We start from the raw sequence: 22,921 nt of genomic DNA on the forward strand, positions 1-22,921 counted from the left end.
CCTCAATGCAATTTTTCAAACAAGCAGAAATGGCAGGACGCCAAAAGTGCGCCGGCCCATGCGGACCGGCGCAACATCAGTAAATTATTTACTGCTGTTGAGCCAGGCCTTGCGCAGACGCAGCACCGCCACCGGCTTGCCCAGCATCTTGAGGCTGACCTGCGGCGCGCTATCGGACTTGAGCCTGACGCTGAACTCCATGAGTTCATCACGACGGAAGGCGTGGACACGTACGGTGTCGTTCAGGCGATAACGGGCCAGCAAACCGTCAGGTCCCGAGGCCGGTACGCGCAGGCCATCGATGGCCACCAGCTTGTCGCCCGCCGACAGTCCGGCCTGCATCGCCGGCCCGCCTTCATACACGGCGGCCAGCTTGGCATCGCCCCCTTCCTTGCCGATACGCGCACCGAGCCATGGTCTGGCATCGGCCGGCAGGCTGGCTTCATAGGCCACGCCGAAGGCAGGCAGCAGATCCTCCAGCGGCACGTCCTCGGTGCCATGGATGTGGCGGTCATGGAAGCGCTTCAGATCGGCACCGCTCAACTCCTCCATCAGGGCCAGAATCTCATCTTCCGGAACACCCTGCGCCTTGCCGTTGTAGAAGTCGCGCCCATAACGCGCCCACAGGCCGCGCATCACATCATCCAGCGAGCGTCGCCCACGGGTCTGGCTACGAATGCTCAGGTCCAGCCCCAATGCCACCAGCGAACCCTTGGTGTAGTAGCTGACGACGGAATTGCTGGCATTCTCATCCTGGCGGTAATACTTCACCCAGGCATCGAAACTGGACTCGGCCACGCTCTGCTTCTTGCGCCCGGTCCCACGCAACACGCCGGTGACGGTCTTGCCGAGCAGCTTGAGGTAATTGTCGACATCGATGACACCGGTGCGCACCAGGAACAGATCGTCGTAATAACTGGTGAAACCCTCGAAGAGCCACAGCAGCGAAGTATAGTTTTCCTGGCGCAGGTCGTAGGGAGCGAACACTGCGGGCTTGATGCGCTTGACGTTCCAAGTGTGGAAATACTCATGGCTGCACAGGCCGAGGTAAGTGCGGTAGCCATCGGTCTGCTCCGGCTTGCCCTTGACCGGCAGGTCGGCGCGCGAGCAGATCAGTGCGGTCGACGCACGGTGCTCAAGACCGCCGTAGCCATCGCCCACGGCCAGCGTCATGAAGACATAGCGATCCATGGGCGCACGCTTGCTGCGCGGCTCGAAGAAGGCGATCTGGGCCTCGCAGATCTTCTTGAGGTCGTCGCACAGGCGAGCCATGTCGAGATTGGGGACGCGGCCCGTGATGACCACATCATGTGGCACGCCATGGGCCTGGAAGGTGGCCAATGCGAAGTCACCGATTTCTACCGGATGATCGATCAGTGCATCGTAGTTCGGTGCGACGTAAGTCCCGAAACCATAGCGCTTGGCCTTGAGTTCCGGCATGGCCGTGGCCACGCGCCAGCGCTTGAAGTCCTCCCCTTCCGGACGGACGATATCGACCACCTGCTCACCATCCTCGAAACCATGCGCGGCCAGGAAGACGCTGGTGCCATTGAAGAAGCCATGCGTACGGTCCAGGTGGGCCGTGCGCACCGACAAGTCCCAGGCATACACCTGATAGTGCAGCGTGAGCGCGCCCTTGCAGGGGGCGGCTTGCCAGGTGTGCTTGTCCAGCTTCTTCACTGCCACCTTGCGGCCATTGGATTGACCACGCAGTTGCACAATGTTCTTGCCGAACTCGCGGATCATGTAGCTGCCCGGAATCCAGGCCGGCAGCGAGAACAGCTGCCCATCGGCGGACGGCGCATCGACCGTGATGCTGACGTCGTAAAGGTGGGAAGCTGGATCGAGGGACGTGATGCTATAACGGATCGGAGTTGCCATTGCGATGTGCGTAGGAGTGGTGCCGACGTGCGGCGATGGGCCATTTTACACGCGCCGCCGCACCGCATGGGACGCTGGCCGGGGGACGAAAAAAAACCCGGACCGACTTGCGTCGTTCCGGGTCCAGAGTCACACAAACTTTCCGCACTACTTTTTAAACCATATAAATCATATAAAACATATAAATCATATGAAACATCCGGCGCGCATCGCCGGGGCAGCCAAGCGCATCAGCGCGGCAGCAGCGAAGAACCCATCAGGAACTCATCGACTGCACGTGCGCACTGGCGGCCTTCGCGGATCGCCCACACCACCAGCGACTGGCCACGACGCATGTCACCGGCCGCAAAGACCTTGTCCACCGAAGTCTTGTAGCAGCCTTCGCCATCGGTAGTGGCCTTGGCATTGCCGCGCGCATCCTTCTCGACGCCGAAGGCATCCAGTACCTGCTGCACCGGCGAGACGAAGCCCATGGCCAGCAGCACCAGGTCAGCCTTGATCTCGAATTCCGAATCGGGTACTTCGACCATCTTGCCGTCCTTGAACTCGACACGTGCGGCGATCAGCTTCTCGACCTTGCCGCCCTTGCCTTCCAGGCGCTTGGTGGTCACTGCGAAGTCACGTGCGCAACCTTCCTCGTGGGAGGAAGAGGTACGCAGCTTGATCGGCCAGTAAGGCCAGACCAGCGGCTTGTTTTCGGACTCCGGCGGTTGCGGCATCAGTTCGAACTGAGTCACCGAGGCAGCACCATGACGGTTGGAGGTACCGACGCAGTCGGAGCCGGTGTCGCCACCGCCGATGACGACCACGTTCTTGCCGGTGGCCATGATCTGGTTCTTCAGTTTGTCGCCGGCATTGACCTTGTTCTGCAGCGGCAGGAAATCCATGGCGAAATGCACACCCTTCAGCTCGCGGCCCGGCACCGGCAGGTCACGCGGGGACTCTGCACCACCGGCGATGACGACGGCATCGAATTCCTTCTTCAGTTCTTCGGGAGTGACGGATTCCTTGGACCAGTTGTTGACGGTCTCGGGGAATTCCTTGCCGACGAAAACGCCGGTACGGAAGCTCACGCCTTCGGCCTTCATCTGTTCCACGCGCAGGTCGATGTGCGACTTTTCCATCTTGAAGTCGGGGATGCCATAACGCAGCAGGCCGCCGACGCGGTCATTCTTTTCGAACACGGTCACGTCGTGACCGGCGCGCGCCAGTTGCTGGGCAGCGGCCAGGCCGGCAGGACCGGAGCCGACCACGGCAACTTTCTTGCCGGTCTTGACCGCAGCAGGTTGCGGCACCACCCAGCCGTTTTCCCAGCCCTTGTCGATGATGAAGTGCTCGATCGACTTGATGCCTACGGCGTCGTTGTTGATGCCCAGGGTGCAGGCGGCTTCGCAGGGTGCCGGGCAGATGCGGCCGGTGAACTCGGGGAAGTTGTTGGTCTGGTGCAGGGTGTCCAGGGCTTCCTTGTAGTTGCCGCGATAGACCAGATCATTCCAGTCGGGAATGATGTTGTTGACCGGGCAGCCGTTGTTGCAGAAGGGGATGCCGCAGTCCATGCAGCGCGCGCCCTGGATCTTGGCGTCGGCGTCGCTGAGGTGCAGGACGAATTCCTTGTAATGCTTGGTACGCGCGGCAGGTGCCTCGCTGGCCTCTTTCAGGCGCTGGTACTCCATGAAACCGGTTGCTTTTCCCATTTTCCTCTCACATTCTCGCTAAGGATGCGGCGGGCTGCGCTCTCACTCTCGGTGGCGCCACGCCCGCCGGCGTGCTTGATTGATTAGTCCGATCACTGCCTGAAGATCAGGCGGCGACCTTTTCCTTCTTCGTTTCGGCAGCGGCGGCCAGTTCGGCCAGCGCACGCTTGTACTCGGTCGGGAACACCTTGACGAACTTGGCGCGCGACGCCGCCCAGTTATCCAGCAGGTAGCGCGCACGCGTGCTGCCGGTGTACTTGAAGTGGCGTTCAATCAAGCCGCGCAGGATGGCTTCGTCGGTCTGGCGTTCGCCACCGCGCAGCAGGCTGTGCCAGATGTTGCGGCCCAGGGTCTGCTCCTGTTCGGTGTCGGACAAGACCTTCTCCAGGCTGACCATCGAGGTATTGCACTTGCCGGCGAAATCACCTTCCGGGTCATACACGTAGGCGATACCACCCGACATACCGGCAGCGAAGTTGCGGCCGGTATTGCCCAGCACCACCACGGTGCCACCGGTCATGTATTCGCAACCGTGGTCGCCCGTGCCTTCCACCACCGCAGTGGCGCCGGAGTTGCGCACGGCGAAACGCTCGCCGGCCACGCCGTTGATGAAGGCTTCACCACTGATGGCGCCGTACAGGACGGTATTGCCGGAGATCATGTTGTCCACGGCACGGCCACGGAACTCGGTGTTGGGACGCACGATGATGCGGCCACCCGACAAGCCCTTGCCGACGTAGTCGTTGCCTTCGCCGACCAGGTCCAGGGTCACGCCCTTGGCCAGGAAGGCGCCAGCGGACTGGCCTGCGGTGCCTTGCAGCTGGATGTGGATGGTGTCGTCCGGCAGGCCTTCGTCGCCGTAACGCTTGGCCACTTCACCCGAGAGCATAGCGCCGACGGTGCGGTTGAGGTTCTTGATCGGGGAGATGAAGGAAACCTTCTCGCCCTTTTCCAGCGCGATCTTCGCTTGTGCGATCAGCTTGTGGTCCAGCGCCTTGTCCAGACCGTGGTCTTGCACGTCGGTGTGGTACACCGGCAGCTTCGACTCGGGCTGATGGAAGATGCGGCTGAAGTCCAGGCCCTTGGCCTTCCAGTGCGCGATTGCCTTGGAACGGTCCAGCAGGTCGGCACGGCCGATCAGGTCATCGAACTTGCGGATGCCCAGTTGCGCCATGATCTGGCGTGCTTCTTCGGCGATGAAGAAGAAGAAGTTGACCACGTGTTCCGGCTTGCCGGAGAACTTGGCGCGCAGCACCGGATCTTGCGTGGCCACGCCCACCGGGCAGGTGTTCAGGTGGCACTTGCGCATCATGATGCAGCCTTCGACCACCAGCGGTGCGGTGGCGAAACCGAATTCGTCCGCGCCCAGCATGGCGCCGATGACGACGTCGCGGCCGGTCTTCATCTGGCCGTCAGCCTGCACGCGGATACGGTTGCGCAGGCCGTTCAGGACCAGGGTCTGCTGGGTTTCCGCCAGGCCCAGTTCCCACGGGGAACCGGCATGCTTGATCGAGGACAGCGGCGAAGCACCGGTACCGCCATCGTGACCGGCGATGACCACGTGATCCGACTTGGCCTTGGCCACGCCGGCAGCGACGGTACCGACACCCACTTCGGAGACCAGCTTGACCGAGATGGAAGCGCGCGGGTTGACGTTCTTCAGGTCGTGGATCAGCTGGGCCAGATCCTCGATGGAGTAGATGTCATGGTGCGGCGGCGGCGAGATCAGACCCACGCCCGGCACCGACACGCGCAGCTTGGCGATGTATTCCGAGACCTTGTGGCCGGGCAGTTGGCCGCCTTCACCGGGCTTGGCGCCCTGGGCCATCTTGATCTGGATCTGGTCGGCCGAGATCAGGTATTCGGCGGACACGCCGAAACGGCCCGACGCCACCTGCTTGATGCGCGAACGCAGCGAGTCGCCTTCTTGCAGCGGGATGTCGACTTCGATGTGTTCCTTGCCGATTTCCGACGCCAGGGTCGCACCTTGCTTGATGGGGATGCCCTTCAACTCGTTGCGATAACGGTTGACGTCTTCACCACCTTCGCCGGTGTTGGACTTGCCACCGATACGGTTCATGGCGATGGCCAGCGTGGCGTGGGCTTCGGTCGAGATCGAGCCCAGCGACATGGCGCCGGTGGCAAAACGCTTGACGATTTCCTTGGCCGGTTCCACTTCATCGATCGAGATCGCCTTGGACGGGTCGATCTTGAACTCGAACAGGCCGCGCAGCGTCATGTGGCGCTTGGACTGGTCGTTGATGATCTGGGCGTATTCCTTGTAGGTGTTGTAGCTGTTCGAACGGGTCGAGTGCTGCAGTTTGGCGATCGCATCCGGAGTCCACATGTGCTCTTCGCCACGGATACGGAAGGCGTATTCGCCACCGGCATCCAGTGCGTTGGCCAGCACCGGGTCGGCGCTGAAGGCAGCGGTATGCAGGCGCAGCGCTTCTTCGGCCACTTCGAACACGCCGATGCCTTCGACGTTGGAGGCGGTACCCTTGAAGTACTTGTCCACCAGAGCCTTGGACAGGCCGATGGCTTCGAAGATCTGCGCGCCGCAGTAGGACATGTAGGTCGAGATGCCCATCTTGGACATGACCTTCAGCAAGCCCTTGCCGACTGCCTTCTGGAAGTTGTAGATGGCCTTCTCAGGCGAGAGGTCGCCCGGCAGACCCTTGGCCAGATCGGCCAGCGTATCCATCGCCAGGTACGGGTGGATCGCTTCGGCGCCATAGCCTGCCAGCAGGGCGAAGTGGTGCGTTTCGCGGGCCGAGCCGGTTTCCACAACCAGGCCGGTGGAGGTGCGCAGGCCCTTGCTGACCAGGTGCTGGTGGATGGCCGAAGTGGCCAGCAGTGCCGGGATCGGCAGCTGGTCGGCATCGACCTTGCGGTCCGAGATGATCAGGATGTTGTGGCCCGACTTGACCGCATCGACGGCCTTGGCGCACAGCGAGGCCAGGCGGGCTTCGATGCCTTCCTTGCCCCAGGCGACCGGATAGCAGATGTTCAGTTCGTAGGACTTGAACTTGCCGCCGCTGTGCGCGCTGATGTTGCGCAGCTTGGCGATATCGTCGTAGTCCAGCACCGGCTGCGACACTTCCAGGCGCATCGGCGGGTTGATGTTGTTGGTGTCCAGCAGGTTGGGCTTGGGACCGATGAAGGACACCAGCGACATGACCAGCGCTTCGCGGATCGGGTCGATGGGCGGGTTGGTCACCTGCGCGAACAGCTGGCGGAAGTAGTTGTACAGCGGCTTGTTCTTGTTGGACATGACCGCCAGCGGCGAGTCATTGCCCATGGAGCCGATGGCTTCCTCGCCACCGCTGGCCATGGGGGCCATCAGGAACTTGACGTCTTCCTGGGTGTAGCCGAAGACCTGCTGCAGGTCCAGCAGCTTCAACGGCGAAGAAGGCTGACGCGGCTCTTCCTTCAACTCGTCCAGCTTGACGCGCACCGAGTTGATCCACTGCTTGTAGGGCTTGGCGTTGGCGTAGGTGTCCTTGAGTTCCTTGTCGTCGATGATGCGGCCGGCGTCCAGGTCGATCAGGAACATCTTGCCCGGCTGCAGGCGCCACTTCTGGATGATCTTGGATTCGGGAATGGGCAGCACGCCGGATTCGGAAGCCATCACCACCAGGTCGTCATCGGTGACGATGTAGCGCGCCGGACGCAGGCCGTTGCGGTCCAGCGTGCCACCGATGTGGCGACCGTCGGTGAAGGCCAGCGCAGCGGGGCCGTCCCACGGTTCCATCATGGCGGCGTGGTATTCGTAGAAGGCGCGGCGGTTGTCGTCCATCGAGGTGTGGTTTTCCCAGGCTTCGGGGACCATCATCATCATCGCCTGCGGCAGCGGATAGCCGGCCATGACCAGCAGTTCCAGCGCGTTGTCGAAGCTGGCGGTGTCGGACTGGCCTTCATAGATCAGCGGGAACAGCTTCTTCAGGTCCGAACCCAGCACGGCAGACTGCATCACGCCTTCGCGGGCGCGCATCCAGTTGAAGTTGCCCTTGACGGTGTTGATTTCACCGTTGTGGGCGATCAGGCGGTACGGGTGGGCCAACGGCCATTCCGGGAAGGTGTTGGTGGAGAAGCGCTGGTGCACCAGGGCCAGCGCGGAGACGCAGCGCTCGTCCTGCAGATCCTTGTAGTACACGCCGACCTGGTCGGCCAGCAGCAGGCCCTTGTAGACCACGGTGCGGGCCGACATCGAGGGCACGAAGAATTCCTTGCCGTGCAACAGGTTCAGCGCCTGGATGGCGTGGCCGGACGACTTGCGGATCACGTACAGCTTGCGTTCCAGCGCATCGGTGACCATCACGTCCGGACCACGGCCGATGAAGATCTGGCGGATCACCGGCTCTTTTTCGCGCACGGTGGGCGACATCGGCATGTCGCGGTCCACCGGCACATCGCGCCAGCCCAGCACGATCTGGCCTTCGGCCAGCACCGCGCGTTCGATTTCCTGTTCACAGGCAATGCGGGAAGCGTTTTCCTTGGGCAGGAAGATCATGCCCACGCCGTATTCACCGGGCGGCGGCAGGTCCACGCCCTGCCTGGCCATCTCTTCACGGTAATACTGGTCGGGGATCTGGATCAGGATACCGGCACCGTCACCCATCAACGGGTCGGCACCGACAGCACCCCGGTGGTCCAGGTTCTTCAGGATGAGCAAACCCTGGTCAACGATGGAATGGGTTTTCTTGCCCTTGATGTGGGCGATGAAACCGACGCCACAGGCGTCATGTTCATTTGCTGGGTCGTAAAGGCCTTGCGCGTGCATAACGGAACTCCACCACATTGACAGTAAGGATTTGAAGAATAGTGCACTGCACCCAATAGTTCAATGAAAATAATTAGGGTCTGAGTGCAATTTAAATCCACAATATTTTCAGGATTTTTAAATTGGGGACATAGTAAAGAAAAGCGAATTCAAGTCGTTGATTTAAAAGACTTATTTTTTAAAGTTCACGATTCTTGCTGCGCGGATACTTCATCTGCCTCGCCCGCAATACGAACAGTGGCGGGACGTCCCCGCTTGGCCGGGCTGACGCGCCGGTGCGTCTGGCGCTCCAGGGACTGCTTGAAATCCTCCGATCCCAGCGCCCAACCCTTGAGCGTGGCATCGGTGATGCGCTCCACTTCGGCGCGCGCCAGTCCCTCTTCGGTGAGCTGGCGATAGGCGATCTCGCGATCGAAGGGAGTATTGCCAATCGACCAATACTGAGGATGATCGGTGATCAACCCATCCTGCCTGGCGCCGATATGGTGCATGTAGCTGGACCACGGATACTCCCCGGGACTGGCCACCAGGCCCTTGCGCACGGGGTTGAGCTCGATGTAGCGGCAGACCGCCAGCAGGTAGAGCTCGGCGTCGATGACGGTGGCGCGGTAGCGCCCCTGCCACAGCGTGCCGCTGCGTCCATGCTTCTGGTTGAAATACGGGACATAGTGGCGCCCTATCCATTGCATCATCCGTGCCAGGCCCTGGTCGTCGGAGGGCGTCGCCAGCAGGTGCAGGTGGTCGGGCATGAGCACATAGGCGTGCACCGCCACCTTGAATTGCCTGGCGGCCTCCTTGAGCCAGCCCAGGAAGGCCACATGGTCATCCGCATCGCGGAAGACCACCAGGCCATCATGGCCGCGCTGGATGATGTGATGGGGTTGGTGCGGAACGACGAGTCGGGGAAGGCGGGCCATGGCAGACGCTGCAAACCGGTGAATGGAGCGGACATTCTAATGCACTCCGTCCCCAATAAACGCATGATGCTCAATTGGCATCGATGGAAGAATGCTTCATGCGCGCATAAAAAAACCGGCCAGATTGCTCCAGCCGGTCAAGCCCCACGTTGAATTTCTTGCAAGACGCAATCAGTTCGCGATCTTTTCCTTGCCCTTGTCCTTGCTCAGGACCAGGCTGGCGATGATGGAAACCACCAGGATGGCACCGACGATGGACAGCGACACCAGCACCGGCACGTGGAACCAGTAGGAGGCCAGCATCTTGCCGCCGACGAACAACAGCACCAGGGCCAGGCCGTACTTGAGCAGGTGGAAGCGCTCTGCCGAATCGGCCAGCAGGAAGTACAGCGCCCGCAAGCCCATGATGGCGAACATGTTCGAGGTGAAGACGATGAACGGATCCTTGGTGATGGCGAAGATGGCCGGGATACTGTCGACAGCAAAGATCACATCGGAAATCTCGATCAGCAGCAGCACCAGCATCAGCGGGGTGAAATAGCGCACGCCATTGATGCGGGTGGTGAAGTTTTCGCCGTCATAGTTGTCACTGATCTTCATGTGGCCACGCAGCCAGCGCAGCAGCGGGTTGTCGCCCAGGTCAGCTTCCTTGTCGGCAAAGATCAGCATCTTCACGCCGGTAAAGACCAGGAAGGCACCGAACACATACAGGATCCAGCTGAACTGCGCGATCATCCAGGCACCCAGCAGGATCATCACGGCGCGCATGACGATGGCACCGATCACACCGTAGAGCAGCACGCGACGCTGCATTTCAGGCGGCACGGCGAAATAGCTGAAGATCATCAGGAACACGAAGATGTTGTCCACCGACAGCGCCTTCTCGATCAGGTAGCCGGAGAGGAACTCGGCGCCCTTCTGGTTGGCGAACTCGCGGCCCACGTTGGCATCGAGATACCACCACATCAGGCCGGCGAAGATGAAGGCCAGCGACACCCATACCACCGACCAGCCCAGCGCCTCCCTGGGGGAAACCCGGTGGGCATTGCGCCCGCCCAGGGCGAACATGTCCACCGCCAGCATCCCCAGCACGAAGACGATGAAACCTATCCACATGGGCAGGCTTGCGAAACTTTCTACACCGTTCACGTCAGACCTCTCTCTTCTTGTTCACCGCCCGATGGCGGCTTCGGTTATCGGTTTCGGGAAAAAATCTTCAATCAAAGTCGAAGATTTCGCCCAGGAAGCCCTTTTTCTTGCGCTTGTATTCATATCCATGCCCGCCGTGCCCGAAGCGGGCATCGTGGGCGGGCGGCGGCGTGTGCATCGGCGCCCGCGCAGCCGGCTGGGCAAGCGCTGCGCCGGCCTGGCTGGCAGCGGAACGCTCGATCAGCTTGTCCAGCTCGCCGCGGTCCAGCCACACGCCCCGGCATTGCGGGCAGTAATCAATCTCGATGCCCTGACGTTCCGAAATCAGCAGGTTGTGAGATGTACAGACGGGACATTTCATCAGGCTTCTCCTTCTTCCAGTGTTGGCAACGATGCCCGGCACGGCGACAACTCCCAACCGCACCTGACAAGGCGCTACTTTAGGCCAAACCGGAATGAATGAAAATTCGAATATTTTGAGATAATTCTTCGGGAAAACCGAAGTATCGACAACACCCCGGAACCAGGACGCATCCCATGGCCAGTCTAAACTACAAGCATCTCCACTACTTCTGGACCGTCGCCAAGACCGGCGGTGTAGCGCGCGCCAGCGAGCGCCTGCACCTGACGGCGCAGACCATCAGCGGCCAGATCAGCCTGTTCGAGCAATCGCTGGGCTACAAGCTCTTCAAGCGGGTCGGACGGCGGCTGGAACTCAATGACGAAGGCCGCATGGTGTTCGATTACGCCGAACGCATCTTCAGCCTGGGCGAGGAGCTGGAAGAAGCGCTGCGCCTGCGCCCCGGTGGGCGCACCCTGCAATTGCGCGTGGGCGTGGCCGATGCAGTCCCCAAGGCGATCGCCTACCTGCTGCTGGAAAGTGCGCTGGCGATGCAGGATCCGATCCGCATCATCTGCCGCGAAGGCAAGCTCGACGTCCTGCTGGCCGACCTGGCCATCCACAAGCTGGACATCATCATCGCCGACAGTCCCATGCCGCCCAATGTGGACGTGCGCGGCTACCATCACCTGCTGGGCGAATGCGATACCAGCTTCTTCGCCACACCCGAGCTGGCGCGGCGCTACCGCAAGGGCTTTCCGCGCAGCCTGGAGGGTGCGCCCTTCCTGATGCCGGGCGAAGATGCAGCGGTACGGCCACGCCTGCTGCGCTGGTTCGAAAAGGAAGGCATACGCCCCCAGATCACGGGTGAATTTGACGATGGCGCCCTGCTGCTGGCCTTCGGCGACGCTGGTGCGGGCATCTTCGCCGCCCCCACGGCCATCGCCGGGCAGATCCGCAAGCAGTACGGACTGCTGGAAATCGGCAAGACCGAGGCCATCCGCGAACAGTTCTATGCGATCTCGGTCGAGCGCAGGCTGAGCCATCCCGCCGTGCTGGCGATCCAGTCAGCCGCACGCGGCAACCTGATCGTGGGCAGCACCCCGCCTCGCCCCACCGGCAGGCGCAAGAATGATCCATGATGCCGCCCGGTATCACGGACGATACGACGACGGACAGAGAGCAAAATATATGCACCATAGTGCATATCAAAACCCTCCCGCTTGCCGAGCTAAAGTTCAGGCTGGCGATGTCGTAAATGACGGGAAATGCAGTGTTCGGAATGGGAGAAAAAGCGCGGGGACAAAAGAAAAACCCCACGTCCCTTGCGAGCCGTGGGGTAAATCCCATTCTCGGGGGGGAGAATGGAGGGGGAACTTCAATATAGGGAAATAGCCCAGCCGTCGCAGCCGTTTTTACAAATCGTTACACCCTCTTCATATGCTGCATCAGCGAACATATTTGGTGCAAGAAACTACAATGCGGCATGAATCCAATATATCAAACACTTGCCGCAAGTAAAGCCCGCAAGGCCAGAAAGGCGGCAGAGCCGCGTTCCCGCCGACTGACCAGGTAAGTGGTGACGCGACCATCGCGGCCCAGCGAATGCGTGGCAAAACCGTGCGGCTCCATCTGCATGGCGATCACCGAGCGCGGCACCACGGCCACCCCGGCGCCTGCCGCCACGCAGGCCAGAATGGCGTGATAGGACGCCAGTTCCAGCGTGCGCACCGGTGCCAGGTCACGGCTGCGGCCATGGCTGGCGAACCAGGTTTCGGCATGGCGGCGGTAGGCGCAGCCTTGCTCGAAGACGATGAGGGTATCGAGCATCACATCCTCTGGCGAGCGCACCCGCCGATGGCTGCGCGGCGTCACCAGCAGCAGTTCTTCCTTGTAGAGCGGGGTGGCCGAGAAGGCCGGATCATCGATGGGCCCGGCCACCAGCGCGGCATCGAGCTTGCAAGCGCGCACCCCGGCGATGAGCACGTCGGTCGGACCGGTGGAGAGCTCCAGCCGCACCTCCGGCCAGCGCTGGTGAAACTCGGCCAGGGGTGCCGGCAGGCGGCTGGCCGCCGTGCTTTCCATGGAACCGATGCGCAGGCGTCCGCGCGGATTCTGGGGCGCTACCACCTCGCGCGCCTCCTGCACCAGGTCCAGGATGCGTTCGGCGTAGTCCAGCAATGCTTCCCCGGCCGCCGTGAGCACCAGGCGGCGGCGGTCCCGCACGAACAGCGGCACCCCGACGGACTCTTCCAGCTGCTTGATGCGCGTGGTGACATTGGATTGCACGCGATTGAGCCGCTCGGCGGCACGGGTCACGCCGCCCTCGGCGACGACGGTGCGAAAGATTTCCAGTTCGGCCAGTTCCATGGGATGCTCCGGGCGAGGTTCTCGATGGATGTTCTTGAATCAAGATGAAGTCATCCCGATTATTCATTTTTTGGAATGACCGAAAGACGATAGCATAGACCCCTGTTCACCTCCATGTCTTTGCACCTGCCCATGACCCAGCCCGCCGCCACCCGCCCCGCCACCTCCCTCCATGCGCTGGCCTGGAAAGTCTGCCTGTCCGGCATGGTGGCGCTATCGGTGGCGATGGGCATCGGCCGCTTCGCCTTCACGCCCCTGCTGCCGATGATGCTGCATGAGGGCAGTCTTTCGCTGCAGATGGGCGGCTGGCTGGCCACGGCCAACTATCTGGGCTACTTCGCCGGTGCCATGCTGTGTGCCTTCCATCGCAGCAAGCGCGGCGTGGCCATGCTGCGTGCCGGTCTGGTGGTGACCATCCTGCTCACGCTGGGCATGGGTGTACTGCATCAGGACTGGGCCTGGCTGTGGATGCGTTTTCTCTCGGGCGTGGCCAGCGCCTATGTGTTCGTCTACACCGCCGGCTGGTGCCTGCAACAGCTCACGCAACTGGGCCGCCCCGAACTGGGCGGCGTGATCTTCTGCGGCCCCGGCCTGGGCATTGCACTGACCGGCCTGCTCTCGGGCCCGATGATCGCTGCCGGCTGGCTGGCCGCCGGTGGCTGGATCGCCTTCGGCGTAATCGCGCTGGGTCTCACGGCACTGGTGTGGAAGGCCTTCAGCTTCGATGCCGGGCATGGTCTCAATGTGCATCCCCATGACGGCCCTGCGGCCCATGCGTCGGCACCCGAATCGCCCAGCCAGAAGCGTGAAGTGCTGATCCAGGTGATTGCCTACGGCATCGCCGGATTCGGCTACATCATCACCGCGACCTTCCTGCCGGTGATCGCGCGCCAGGCGCTGCCGGGCTCGGCGTGGCCGGATTACTTCTGGCCCATCTTCGGGCTGTCGGTCGCCGCCGGGGCCTTCAGCGCCACCCGGCTATCGGTGCAGGGTGACCAGCGCCTGCTGCTGACCGGAGCCTACCTGATGCAGGCCGCAGGGGTACTGGTCTCCATCCTCTTCCCCAGCGCACCCGGCTTTGCGCTGAGCTGCCTGCTGCTGGGCCTGCCCTTCACGGCCATCACGCTGTTCGGCATGCGCGAGGCACGCCGCCTGCGCCGCGAGCAGGCCAGCAGCCTGATGGCCCTGATGACCGCCGCCTATGGCATCGGCCAGATCGCAGGTCCGCCGCTGGCTACGGCCCTGGTGCACGGCAGCGGCTCCTTCACGCCCTCGCTGTGCGTGGCGGCGCTGACCCTGCTGATCGGCGCCGGACTCTACTATCGCCTGACGATCACGCATCGGCTGCCGCGCTGATCTTCCTGTACCGCCAGGCAAAAACGCCCGCGACATCTTCTGTCGCGGGCGTTGTCGCTCGTAGCGCAAGCGCAAGCGCTGGCGACGGCGTGGCGATCAGCGGAACGCCGGCTCCGCAAAACTGCGCAGCTTGCGGCTATGCAGCTGTTCGATGCCGTTGTTGCGCAAGAGCTCCAGTGCCCGTATGCCGATCTGCAAGTGCTGCGCCACCCGCTGCTCGTAGAAGGTATTGGCCATGCCGGGCAACTTGATTTCGCCATGCAGCGGCTTGTCGGAGACGCACAGCAGCGTGCCATAGGGCACCCGGAAGCGGAAGCCGTTGGCCGCCACCGTGGCGCTTTCCATGTCCAGCGCGATGGCGCGGCTCTGCGAGAAGCGCAGCAGCGGCATGCGATGGTCGCGCAGCTCCCAGTTGCGGTCATCGACCGAAGCCACCGTCCCGGTGCGCATGATGCGCTTCAACTCATAGCCATCCAGCCGCGTGATGCTGGCCACCGCATCCTGCAAGGCCAGCTGCACTTCGGCCAGGGCGGGGATGGGCACCCACAGCGGCAGGTCATCATCGAGCACGTGATCATCGCGCACATAGGCATGGGCCAGCACGTAATCGCCCATGCGCTGCGAAGCCGACAGTCCGGCGCAGTGACCCAGCATCAGCCAGCCATGCGGACGCAGCACCGCCACGTGGTCGGTAACCGTCTTGGCATTGGACGGACCCACGCCGATGTTGACCAGGGTGATGCCGCTGCCATCGGCGCGCTGCAGGTGATAGGCCGGCATCTGCGGCTGCCGTGCCGGTGCCACCCCGGAAACTGGCCTGGTCACTGTACCGGTCTGGTTGGCACTCCAGGTGGTGACATTACCGGGCTCGACGAAGGCAGTGTACTGGCGGCGATAGGCCAGCTCGTCCGGATCGTCGGTCGGCTCCATCAGGCGTCGGCCCAGGCGCACGAATTCATCGACATAGAAGGCATAGTTGGTGAAGAGCACGTAGCGCTGGAACTGATCCGGCGAGGTCGCCGTATAGTGGCGCAGGCGATGCAGCGAGTAATCGATGCGCGGACCGGTGAACAGCGCCAGCGGATGCGGTCCTTCGCGCCAGGCGCCGTTGTCCACTTCATAGGTGCCATTGGCGATGCGGTCATCCATGGTTGCCAGATCGGGCAGATCGAACCAGTCGGGCAGCGTGCGCAGATGTTCCGGATCGAGACTGCCCTCCACGTGGATCCCCTCGGGGAAGGCAAAGTGCACCGGGATCGGCAGCTCGCTTACGCCCACTTCCAGCGGTACGTCATGGTTCTGCAGCACCAGCTTGAACTGCGCGAGCAGGTACTGATGAAACAGCTGGGGGCGCGTGAGCGTGGTCTCGTAACAGCCGGGGCCGGCCACGAAACCGAAGGACTGGCGGGTATCGGTGTGGGTGGATTTCTCGGTGGTGATGCGCACGAAGGGATAACAGGCACGGACCCGCTGCGGCATTGCCTGGCCGCTGGAAAACTGGCGGAAGGCATCGCGCAGGATGGCCGTGTTGTGCTCGTAGATCGCCAGCACGCGCGCATAGGCGGCTTCGGGGTTGGTGAATTTTTCTGTGGCAAACATCATGATTCTCCATCATTGCCGCGCGCCGCAACGGTCTGAAAGCCAATGCGCGGCAGCGGCGCGGCCGGTTGGACCGGTCATTCATCGAAATGGGTTCTGCTTGTGCGCAGCACCATCTTACCTGAGAGCGCAGGATTCCATGCGGCCTTCCCATCCCGGGATCAGGCAGGACAATGTCGCGCTTGTCCGGCTTTGCCGCTCGCGGATTCGGTGATATCGTCCAGCTTCTTCCGCGCGATTTACTTATTTTTTCCTCTGCACTGGCCGCCCCTCGCGCCTGCTTCCCGCGCCGCCCCGGCAGGGGCGTCAACGCGCCGTCAGTTGCGAGTCGATTTTCTTCTTTCGCTTGCTGTCAAGTCATAAAAACGCACCAAATGTGCGTAAAACACTGCCGCAAAGCCGCTAGCCATGCGGCTTTCTCATCCGATAAAAAAACCTTTGATTGCCACGCGAGCTGGTGCTATCGTGTCGGCGCTTTTGCGGGGATGACATCGCGCGGCAAGACGTGAGACATCTTTGCAGGGCATCCCATAAAACTAATAAAAAAATAATTCAACTACTCGTTCAGAGGCACACATGTTCATCAAAAAAATCTTCCAGCAAATGCTGGTCCTGCTCTGCCTGGCCGCAGCCGCTGCCGCGCAAGCACAACAACTCCCCAACGTCGTCATCCTGGCCACCGGCGGCACCATCGCCGGCACTGGCGCCACCAGCACCACTACCGTCGGCTACACCGCAGCCAAGGTCGGCGTGGATGCGCTCATCGCCGCCGTTCCCGAACTGAAGAAGGTCGCCAACGTGCGCGGCGAGCAGGTCATGCAGATCGCCAGCGAGAACATGAACAACGACGCCTGGCTCAAGCTGGCCAAGCGCGTCAACACCCTGCTGGCGCAGAGTGACGTGGACGGCATCGTCATCACCCACGGCACCGACACCATCGAAGAGACCGCCTACTTCCTGGACCTGGTGGTCAAGAGCCGTAAGCCGGTGGTGATCGTGGGTGCGATGCGTCCCTCCACCGCCATCAGCGCTGACGGCCCGATCAACCTGTACAACGCCGTGCTGCTGGCCGGCTCCAAGGAAGCCGTCGGCAAGGGCGTGCTGGTGACCCTGAACGACCAGATCAACGCTGGCCGTGAAGTGACCAAGACCAACACCTCCACCACGGACACCTTCAAGACGCCGGAACTGGGCTTCCTGGGCTACATCCAGGGCAGCAAGCCTTACTTCTATCGCCAGTCCACCCGCAAGAACACGGTCGACACGCCCTTCGACATCATGAACCTGGACAAGCTGCCGCAAGTGGACATCGTCTACGGCTACGCCAACATGAATCCGATCGCGCTCAACGCCTTCGTGGCCGCTGGCGCACAGGGCATCATCCACGCCGGCGTGGGTGACGGCAGCCTGAACAACACCGTGGTGCCGTCGCTGACCGAAGCCCGCAAGAAGGGCGTGGTGATCGTACGTTCCAGCCGCGTCGGCCAGGGCATCGTGGCGCGCAACGGCGAAGCCGACGACGACAAGCTGGACTTCGTGGTCTCCGACACGCTCAACCCGCAGAAGGCGCGCATCCTGCTGATGCTGGCCCTGACCAAGACCACCGACACCAAGGAAATCCAGAAGATGTTCTGGGAATACTGATCGGCGCGGACGGGCAGATCCTGCCCGCCGCAATGCGTATCCCTGTATCCCTGTATCCCTTCAAGCCCGCTGCTCCTGCAGCGGGCTTTTTCATGGGCGGAACCAAGCCGGTTCGCACCGACTCTGTAGAGTTCGCCCCTCCCCGCGAGCGCCTCACAGGAGAACACCGCATGCCCAGCCGCCGTCATTTCCTCGCCGCCGCCAGTGCCGCCTCGGCGCTGGCCGCCCTCGGCCTCTCACCGCGCGCGCTGGCGGCGCAGGGCTTGCGCCTGGGTCGCGCGCAGCCGTTTTCCTTCGACACGCTCATCGCCCGCGCACGCGACATGGCCCGCACCCCCTATCAGGCCCCGCCCGCCGCACCGGCTGCGGTGCTGGACCGCATTGACTACGAGGCGCATGGCCAGATCCGTTTCAAGACCGCAGATGCGCTCTTCGCCCAGGGGCCCGGCGCGTTTCCGGTGACCTTCTTCCATCTCGGCAAGTTCTTCCGTGTACCGGTACGGATGTTCATCCTTGCTGGTCAGGGCGATGGCACTGTACCGGTCCAGTCCCGTGAAGTGTCTTACCGCGATGACTACTTCGACATGCCCGCCGACAGCCCCGCCCACCAGTTGCCGCCCGACAGCGGCTTTGCCGGTTTCCGTTTCCAGGAGAGTCGCCTGGCCGACCAGCAGCTCAAGGACTGGCGCAGCAATGACTGGGTGGCCTTCCTCGGCGCCTCTTATTTCCGTGCCATCGGGGATCTGTACCAGTACGGTCTGTCGGCGCGCGGCATCGCCATCGATGTGGCCCAGGCTGACCGGCCCGAGCAATTTCCCGACTTCACGCAATTCTTCTTTGAGCCCGGCACCGCCGGCAGTGATACGGTGGTGGTGTACGCCCTGCTCGATGGCCCCAGCATCACCGGCGCCTATCGCTTCGCCATGCAGCGCAAGCAGGGCGGTGGCGTGAACATGGAGATCGACAAGTCCCTGTTCCTGCGCCGCGACGTAGCGCGACTGGGCCTGGCACCGGCCACCTCGATGTACTGGTTTTCGGAGACCGTGAAGGGTACCGGCGCGGACTGGCGGCCGGAGGTGCATGACTCGGACGGACTGGCGATCTGGAATGGCGCGGGCGAACACCTGTGGCGACCGCTCAACAATCCGCCGCGCACGGTGTCATCGGCCTTCAGCGACCGGCACCTGCGCGGCTTCGGCCTGCTGCAGCGGGACCGCGACTTTGATCATTACCTCGACGGCGTGCACTACGAACGCCGCCCCAGCCTGTGGGTGGAACCCCTGGGCGACTGGGGCGAGGGCGAAGTCCAGTTGATCGAGCTGCGCACCGATGACGAAATCCACGACAACATCGTCGCCATGTGGGTGCCCAAGGCACCGGCGCGGGCGGGGGACGCGTATCGCCTGCGCTATCGTCTCTACTGGCAGCACGACGAACCCTTCCCGACCCCGCTGGCGCGCTGCGTAGCCACGCGCCTGGGACGCGGCGGCCAGCCGGGCCAACCGCGCCCGCCGCAGGTACGCAAGTTCATGGTCGAGTTCAAGGGCCCGCCGCTGGCTGCCCTGCCCTTTGGGGTGAAGCCGGAAGCGGTCATCACGGCCTCGCGCGGCAGCATTTCCTATGTCTATACCGAAGCCCTGCCCAATGGCGTGCCCGGCCACTGGCGCGCGCAGTTCGATCTCGCGGCCAGCGGCGAGGAGCCGGTCGAGCTGCGCCTGTTCCTGCGCCATCAGGGCCAGGCGCTGAGTGAAACCTGGTTGTTCCAATACCATCCGTTTGCCGCACGGGAAGTCTATTGAAGCGCGGCGGAAAAGATTTTTTGCGGGGTGAGGAAAAAATGTTTGTACTTTTTTGAAAAGCTCCTTATAATCTCATTCTTTCGCGGCTGTAGCTCAGCTGGATAGAGTACTTGGCTACGAACCAAGGGGTCGTGGGTTCGATTCCTGCCAGCCGCACCATATGTAGTAAAAAAAGGGTCCATCGCAAGATGGGCCCTTTTTTGTTTTCTGCTGTCGGAAACGGAGCGAGCAACGCAGACCGGCTCCGCAGCTCATCCACGAAACACGCGGCCGCTACGGCGGCGCCCCGGCCCCGCCACCAGCACGAACAGCAAGGGCACGAACAGCACCGCCAGCAGCGTGGCGCTGATCATGCCGCCGAAGACGCCCGTGCCGATGGCACGCTGCGTCTCGGCGCTGGCGCCGGAGGCCAACATCAGCGGTACCACGCCCAGGGCAAAGGCCAGCGAGGTCATGAGGATGGGACGCAGCCGCAGCACCGCAGCCTTGATCGCCGCCTCCACCAGGCCGGCGCCTTCGACATGCAGCTGGCGCGCGAACTCGACGATCAGGATGGCATTCTTCGCCGAGAGCCCGATGACGGTAATCATGCCGACCTTGAAGAAGACGTCATCGGGCATCTCCCGCAACATCACGGCAGCCACCGCGCCGACCAGGCCCAGCGGCACCGCCAGCATGACCGACAGGGGAATGCGCCAGCTCTCATACAAGGCCGCCAGCACCAGAAACACCACCAGCATCGACAAGGCCATGAGCATCGGCGCCTGCGCCGCCGACAGGCGTTCCTGCAACGACTGCCCGGTCCATGCCACGGCAAAGCCGGGCGGCAACTGGCGGGCCAGATGCTCCATCTCGGCCATGGCATCGCCACTGGCCACGCCCGCTGCGGCACTGCCGGAAATGCGCACCGCCGGGAAGCCCTGGTAGCGCTGCAATTGCGTAGGCACCACCTGCCAGGACGCCTGCACCAGCTCGGACAGCGGCACCATGCCGCCGCTCTGGTTGCGCACATGCAGCTTCATCACGTCCTCGATCTGCATACGGGAACGGGCCTGGGCCTGGATGATGACCTGCTGCATGCGACCGTCATTGGGGAAATCATTTACATAAAGAGAACCCACCGCCGCCGAGAGCGTATCGCTGATGCTGGCGAACGACACCCCGAGTGCGGCCGCCTTCTGGCGATCCACCTCAAGATGCAGGCTGGCGCCCGAAGGCAGGCCATCCGAATAGACGCCGGTGAGCTTGTCGCTGTTTGCAGCCAGCGCCAGCAGTTGCGCCTCGGCCGCCTTGAGCGCGGCATATCCCTGATTGGCACGATCCTGCAGACGCATGGCAAAGCCGGAAGAATTGCCCAGTTCCTCGATGGCCGGTGGCAGCAGGCTCATCACCATGCCGTCCACGCCCTTCTCCATGGCCGCCTGCGCATGCTGGGCCTCGATCGCTGCGGTGGAACCCTTGCGCTCCTTCCAGTCCTTCAGTTCGGTGAAGGCCATCGCCGCATTGGGACCGGAACCGGAGAAACCGAAACCCAGCACTGACAGGTTGGCACCGATATCCTGGCGCGTTTTCAGATAGCGCTCGAACTGATCCACCGCGCGCGCGGTGCGCTCGGTGGTGGCATCGGCCGGCAGTTGGAAGCTGGTCATGAAATAGCCCTGATCTTCCTCCGGCAGGAAAGCCGAGGGCAGCGCCCGCAAACCCAGCACCAGCAACAGCGACAGCGCCCCATAGAGCAGCATCATGCGCAGCCCGCGCGCGATCACGCGGCCCAGCAGCGATTCGTAGCGGCGCGTCAGGCGTGCAAAGGCACGGTTGAAGGCTCCGAAGAAGCCGCGCTTGTCGTGATGGCCGGGGGCGACCGGTTTCAACAGCGTGGCGCAAAGGGCCGGTGTCAGGCTCAGCGCCAGGAAAGCCGAGAACAGGATCGATACCGCCATGGCCAGCGCGAACTGGCGATAGATCACGCCCACCGATCCCCCGGCCAGCGCCATGGGAATGAAGACGGCGGTCAGCACCAGGGTGATGCCGATGATGGCACCGGTGATCTCCCCCATCGCCTTGATGGTGGCCTCGCGCGGACCCAGGCCCTCCTCGACCATGATGCGCTCGACGTTTTCCACCACCACGATGGCGTCATCGACGATGATGCCGATGGCCAGCACCATTCCGAACATGGTCAGCACGTTGACCGAGTAGCCGGCCACCAGCATCACGGCCAGCGTGCCCAATAGCGCGATGGGCGCGACGATGGCCGGGATGACGGTATAGCGCACGTTCTGCAGGAACAGGTACATCACCAGGAACACCAGCACCATGGCCTCGATCAGGGTCTGCACCACTTTCTGGATCGAGATCTTGACGAAGGGGGCCGTGTTGTAAGGCAACGAAAACTGCATGCCCTGCGGCAGGCCGGGACGCAGTTCTTCCATGCGCGCCTGGATCGCTGCGGCCGTTCGTACCGCGTTGGCACCGGGCGAGAGCTGTACGGCGGCCACGCCCGCAGGCTTGCCGTCTTCACGGTTGGAGAAGGCATAGGATTGCGCACCCAGTTCGACCCGGGCTACATCGCCCAGCAGTACGCGCGAACCATCAGGCTTGGCCTTGAGTACGATGGCAGCGAACTGGTCCGGTGACTGCAACTGTCCTTGTACTGTCAGGGGAACGGCGATCTGCTGGCCCGGTACAGTTGGCGTATCGCCCAGGCGTCCGGGAGCGATCTGTGCGTTCTGCTGGCTGATCGCTGTACTGATATCTGTTACGGTCAAGCCGAAGGCATTGAGCTTGAAGGGATCGATCCAGATGCGCATGGCCTGTTCGGCACCGAACAGTTGCACGCGGCCTACGCCATCCACGCGGCGCAGTTCTTCGACGATGTTGCGGGCCAGATAATCGTTGAGACGAATTTCATCATAGCGGCCATCCGTCGAGGTCAGGCTGACCATGAGCAGAAAGCCCGAGGCCGCCGACTCCACGCTCACGCCGTTCTGCCGCACCGCCTGTGGCAGGCGGGCTTCGATGGCCTTGAGCTTGTTCTGTACGTCGACCTGGGCCAGTTCCGGATCGGTACCCGGCTTGAAGGTCACGGTGATCTGGGCACTGCCCGAGGTGTCGGCCGAGGATTCGAAATAGAGCAGGTTCTTCACGCCCGAGAGCTCGCGCTCGATCAGGCTGATGACGCCATCGTTCATGGTCTGCGGCGTAGCCCCCGGGTAGGTGGCGCTGATCGTCACGCTCGGTGGGGCCACCGAGGGATAGCGGGCAATGGGCAGGCGGCTCATGGCAATCACACCGAAGAGCACGATGAACAGCGCGACCACCCAGGCAAAGACGGGGCGGTCGATAAAGAAGCGAGGCATGCAGAAACTCCATCGGGGATACACGCGAGA

At 62.5% G+C, this 22,921-nt stretch carries 14 protein-coding genes and 1 tRNA gene; 6 read left to right on the forward strand and 9 right to left on the reverse strand.

What is annotated here, in order from left to right:
• Positions 1-84: 84 nt before the first annotated feature.
• The 6 genes from HNO82_RS15880 to HNO82_RS15905 all read right to left on the reverse strand — a co-directional run bounded on the left by HNO82_RS15880 (position 85) and on the right by HNO82_RS15905 (position 10,785).
• Positions 85-1,881 (reverse strand): M61 family metallopeptidase, encoded by a 1,797-nt coding sequence (locus tag HNO82_RS15880; RefSeq protein ID WP_175344383.1) that lies wholly within the window; start codon positions 1,879-1,881, stop codon positions 85-87.
• Positions 1,882-2,111: 230 nt separating this feature from the next.
• Positions 2,112-3,575, reverse strand: coding sequence for a glutamate synthase subunit beta (locus tag HNO82_RS15885; RefSeq protein WP_175344384.1), 1,464 nt, complete (start codon positions 3,573-3,575; stop codon positions 2,112-2,114).
• Positions 3,576-3,681: 106 nt separating this feature from the next.
• Positions 3,682-8,358 carry a glutamate synthase-related protein gene (locus HNO82_RS15890; RefSeq protein ID WP_175344385.1) on the reverse strand — a complete coding sequence of 1,559 codons (4,677 nt, stop codon included), beginning with the start codon at positions 8,356-8,358 and terminating at the stop codon, positions 3,682-3,684.
• A 185-nt stretch (positions 8,359-8,543) separates the two neighbouring features.
• On the reverse strand, positions 8,544-9,275 hold the full coding sequence (locus tag HNO82_RS15895; RefSeq protein ID WP_175344386.1) for an REP-associated tyrosine transposase: 732 nt from the start codon (positions 9,273-9,275) through the stop codon (positions 8,544-8,546).
• A 171-nt stretch (positions 9,276-9,446) separates the two neighbouring features.
• Complete coding sequence (locus tag HNO82_RS15900) at positions 9,447-10,424, reverse strand: TerC family protein (RefSeq protein ID WP_034351003.1); 978 nt, start codon at positions 10,422-10,424, stop codon at positions 9,447-9,449.
• 67 nt (positions 10,425-10,491) lie between these two features.
• Positions 10,492-10,785, reverse strand: coding sequence for a TFIIB-type zinc ribbon-containing protein (locus HNO82_RS15905; protein ID WP_175344387.1), 294 nt, complete (start codon positions 10,783-10,785; stop codon positions 10,492-10,494).
• 176 nt (positions 10,786-10,961) lie between these two features.
• On the opposite strand from HNO82_RS15905, the gene nhaR reads away from it, so the two are divergent.
• Entirely contained in the window at positions 10,962-11,906 is a 945-nt protein-coding gene (gene nhaR, locus HNO82_RS15910; RefSeq protein WP_008332066.1) for a transcriptional activator NhaR, read from the forward strand.
• 358 nt (positions 11,907-12,264) lie between these two features.
• Here nhaR and HNO82_RS15915 read toward each other — a convergent pair whose 3' ends face one another.
• On the reverse strand, positions 12,265-13,134 hold the full coding sequence (locus HNO82_RS15915) for a LysR substrate-binding domain-containing protein (RefSeq protein WP_008332067.1): 870 nt from the start codon (positions 13,132-13,134) through the stop codon (positions 12,265-12,267).
• A 132-nt stretch (positions 13,135-13,266) separates the two neighbouring features.
• Here HNO82_RS15915 and HNO82_RS15920 point away from each other — a divergent pair, with 132 nt between their 5' ends.
• Complete coding sequence (locus HNO82_RS15920) at positions 13,267-14,490, forward strand: YbfB/YjiJ family MFS transporter (protein ID WP_175344388.1); 1,224 nt, start codon at positions 13,267-13,269, stop codon at positions 14,488-14,490.
• Between the two features lie 96 nt (positions 14,491-14,586).
• Here the strand turns inward: HNO82_RS15920 and HNO82_RS15925 are convergent, their stop codons facing one another.
• Entirely contained in the window at positions 14,587-16,089 is a 1,503-nt protein-coding gene (locus tag HNO82_RS15925; RefSeq protein WP_034351263.1) for an AMP nucleosidase, read from the reverse strand.
• 173 nt (positions 16,090-16,262) lie between these two features.
• Between HNO82_RS15925 and HNO82_RS15930 the strand changes: the two genes are divergently transcribed.
• The 4 genes from HNO82_RS15930 to HNO82_RS15945 all read left to right on the forward strand — a co-directional run bounded on the left by HNO82_RS15930 (position 16,263) and on the right by HNO82_RS15945 (position 19,691).
• Positions 16,263-16,598, forward strand: coding sequence for a hypothetical protein (locus tag HNO82_RS15930; protein WP_175344389.1), 336 nt, complete (start codon positions 16,263-16,265; stop codon positions 16,596-16,598).
• Positions 16,599-16,665: 67 nt separating this feature from the next.
• Complete coding sequence (locus tag HNO82_RS15935) at positions 16,666-17,733, forward strand: type II asparaginase (protein WP_008332076.1); 1,068 nt, start codon at positions 16,666-16,668, stop codon at positions 17,731-17,733.
• Between the two features lie 170 nt (positions 17,734-17,903).
• A complete protein-coding gene (locus tag HNO82_RS15940) occupies positions 17,904-19,532 on the forward strand; it encodes an OpgD/OpgG family glucan biosynthesis protein (RefSeq protein ID WP_008332077.1) in 1,629 nt (542 codons plus the stop codon).
• Positions 19,533-19,614: 82 nt separating this feature from the next.
• Positions 19,615-19,691 (forward strand) — tRNA-Arg (locus HNO82_RS15945).
• A gap of 92 nt (positions 19,692-19,783) precedes the next feature.
• Here the strand turns inward: HNO82_RS15945 and HNO82_RS15950 are convergent.
• Positions 19,784-22,891: a multidrug efflux RND transporter permease subunit gene (locus tag HNO82_RS15950; RefSeq protein WP_175344390.1), complete on the reverse strand. Its 3,108-nt coding sequence runs from the start codon at positions 22,889-22,891 to the stop codon at positions 19,784-19,786.
• Between the last annotated feature and the right edge of the window lie 30 nt (positions 22,892-22,921).

The sequence above is a fragment of the Herbaspirillum sp. C9C3 genome (assembly GCF_013359625.1).
Classification (GTDB): Bacteria; Pseudomonadota; Gammaproteobacteria; order Burkholderiales; family Burkholderiaceae_D; genus Herbaspirillum.

Bases quoted from the DNA above. Each gene is read 5' to 3' on its own strand.
- HNO82_RS15880 (WP_175344383.1), bottom strand. From the start codon at position 1,881: ATGGCAACTCCGATCCGTTATAGCATCACGTCCCTCGATCCAGCTTCC.
- HNO82_RS15885 (WP_175344384.1), bottom strand. From the start codon at position 3,575: ATGGGAAAAGCAACCGGTTTCATGGAGTACCAGCGCCTGAAAGAGGCC.
- HNO82_RS15890 (WP_175344385.1), bottom strand. From the start codon at position 8,358: ATGCACGCGCAAGGCCTTTACGACCCAGCAAATGAACATGACGCCTGT.
- HNO82_RS15895 (WP_175344386.1), bottom strand. From the start codon at position 9,275: ATGGCCCGCCTTCCCCGACTCGTCGTTCCGCACCAACCCCATCACATC.
- HNO82_RS15905 (WP_175344387.1), bottom strand. From the start codon at position 10,785: ATGAAATGTCCCGTCTGTACATCTCACAACCTGCTGATTTCGGAACGT.
- nhaR (WP_008332066.1), top strand. From the start codon at position 10,962: ATGGCCAGTCTAAACTACAAGCATCTCCACTACTTCTGGACCGTCGCC.
- HNO82_RS15915 (WP_008332067.1), bottom strand. From the start codon at position 13,134: ATGGAACTGGCCGAACTGGAAATCTTTCGCACCGTCGTCGCCGAGGGC.
- HNO82_RS15920 (WP_175344388.1), top strand. From the start codon at position 13,267: ATGACCCAGCCCGCCGCCACCCGCCCCGCCACCTCCCTCCATGCGCTG.
- HNO82_RS15925 (WP_034351263.1), bottom strand. From the start codon at position 16,089: ATGTTTGCCACAGAAAAATTCACCAACCCCGAAGCCGCCTATGCGCGC.
- HNO82_RS15930 (WP_175344389.1), top strand. From the start codon at position 16,263: ATGTCGCGCTTGTCCGGCTTTGCCGCTCGCGGATTCGGTGATATCGTC.
- HNO82_RS15935 (WP_008332076.1), top strand. From the start codon at position 16,666: ATGTTCATCAAAAAAATCTTCCAGCAAATGCTGGTCCTGCTCTGCCTG.
- HNO82_RS15940 (WP_008332077.1), top strand. From the start codon at position 17,904: ATGCCCAGCCGCCGTCATTTCCTCGCCGCCGCCAGTGCCGCCTCGGCG.
- HNO82_RS15950 (WP_175344390.1), bottom strand. From the start codon at position 22,891: ATGCCTCGCTTCTTTATCGACCGCCCCGTCTTTGCCTGGGTGGTCGCG.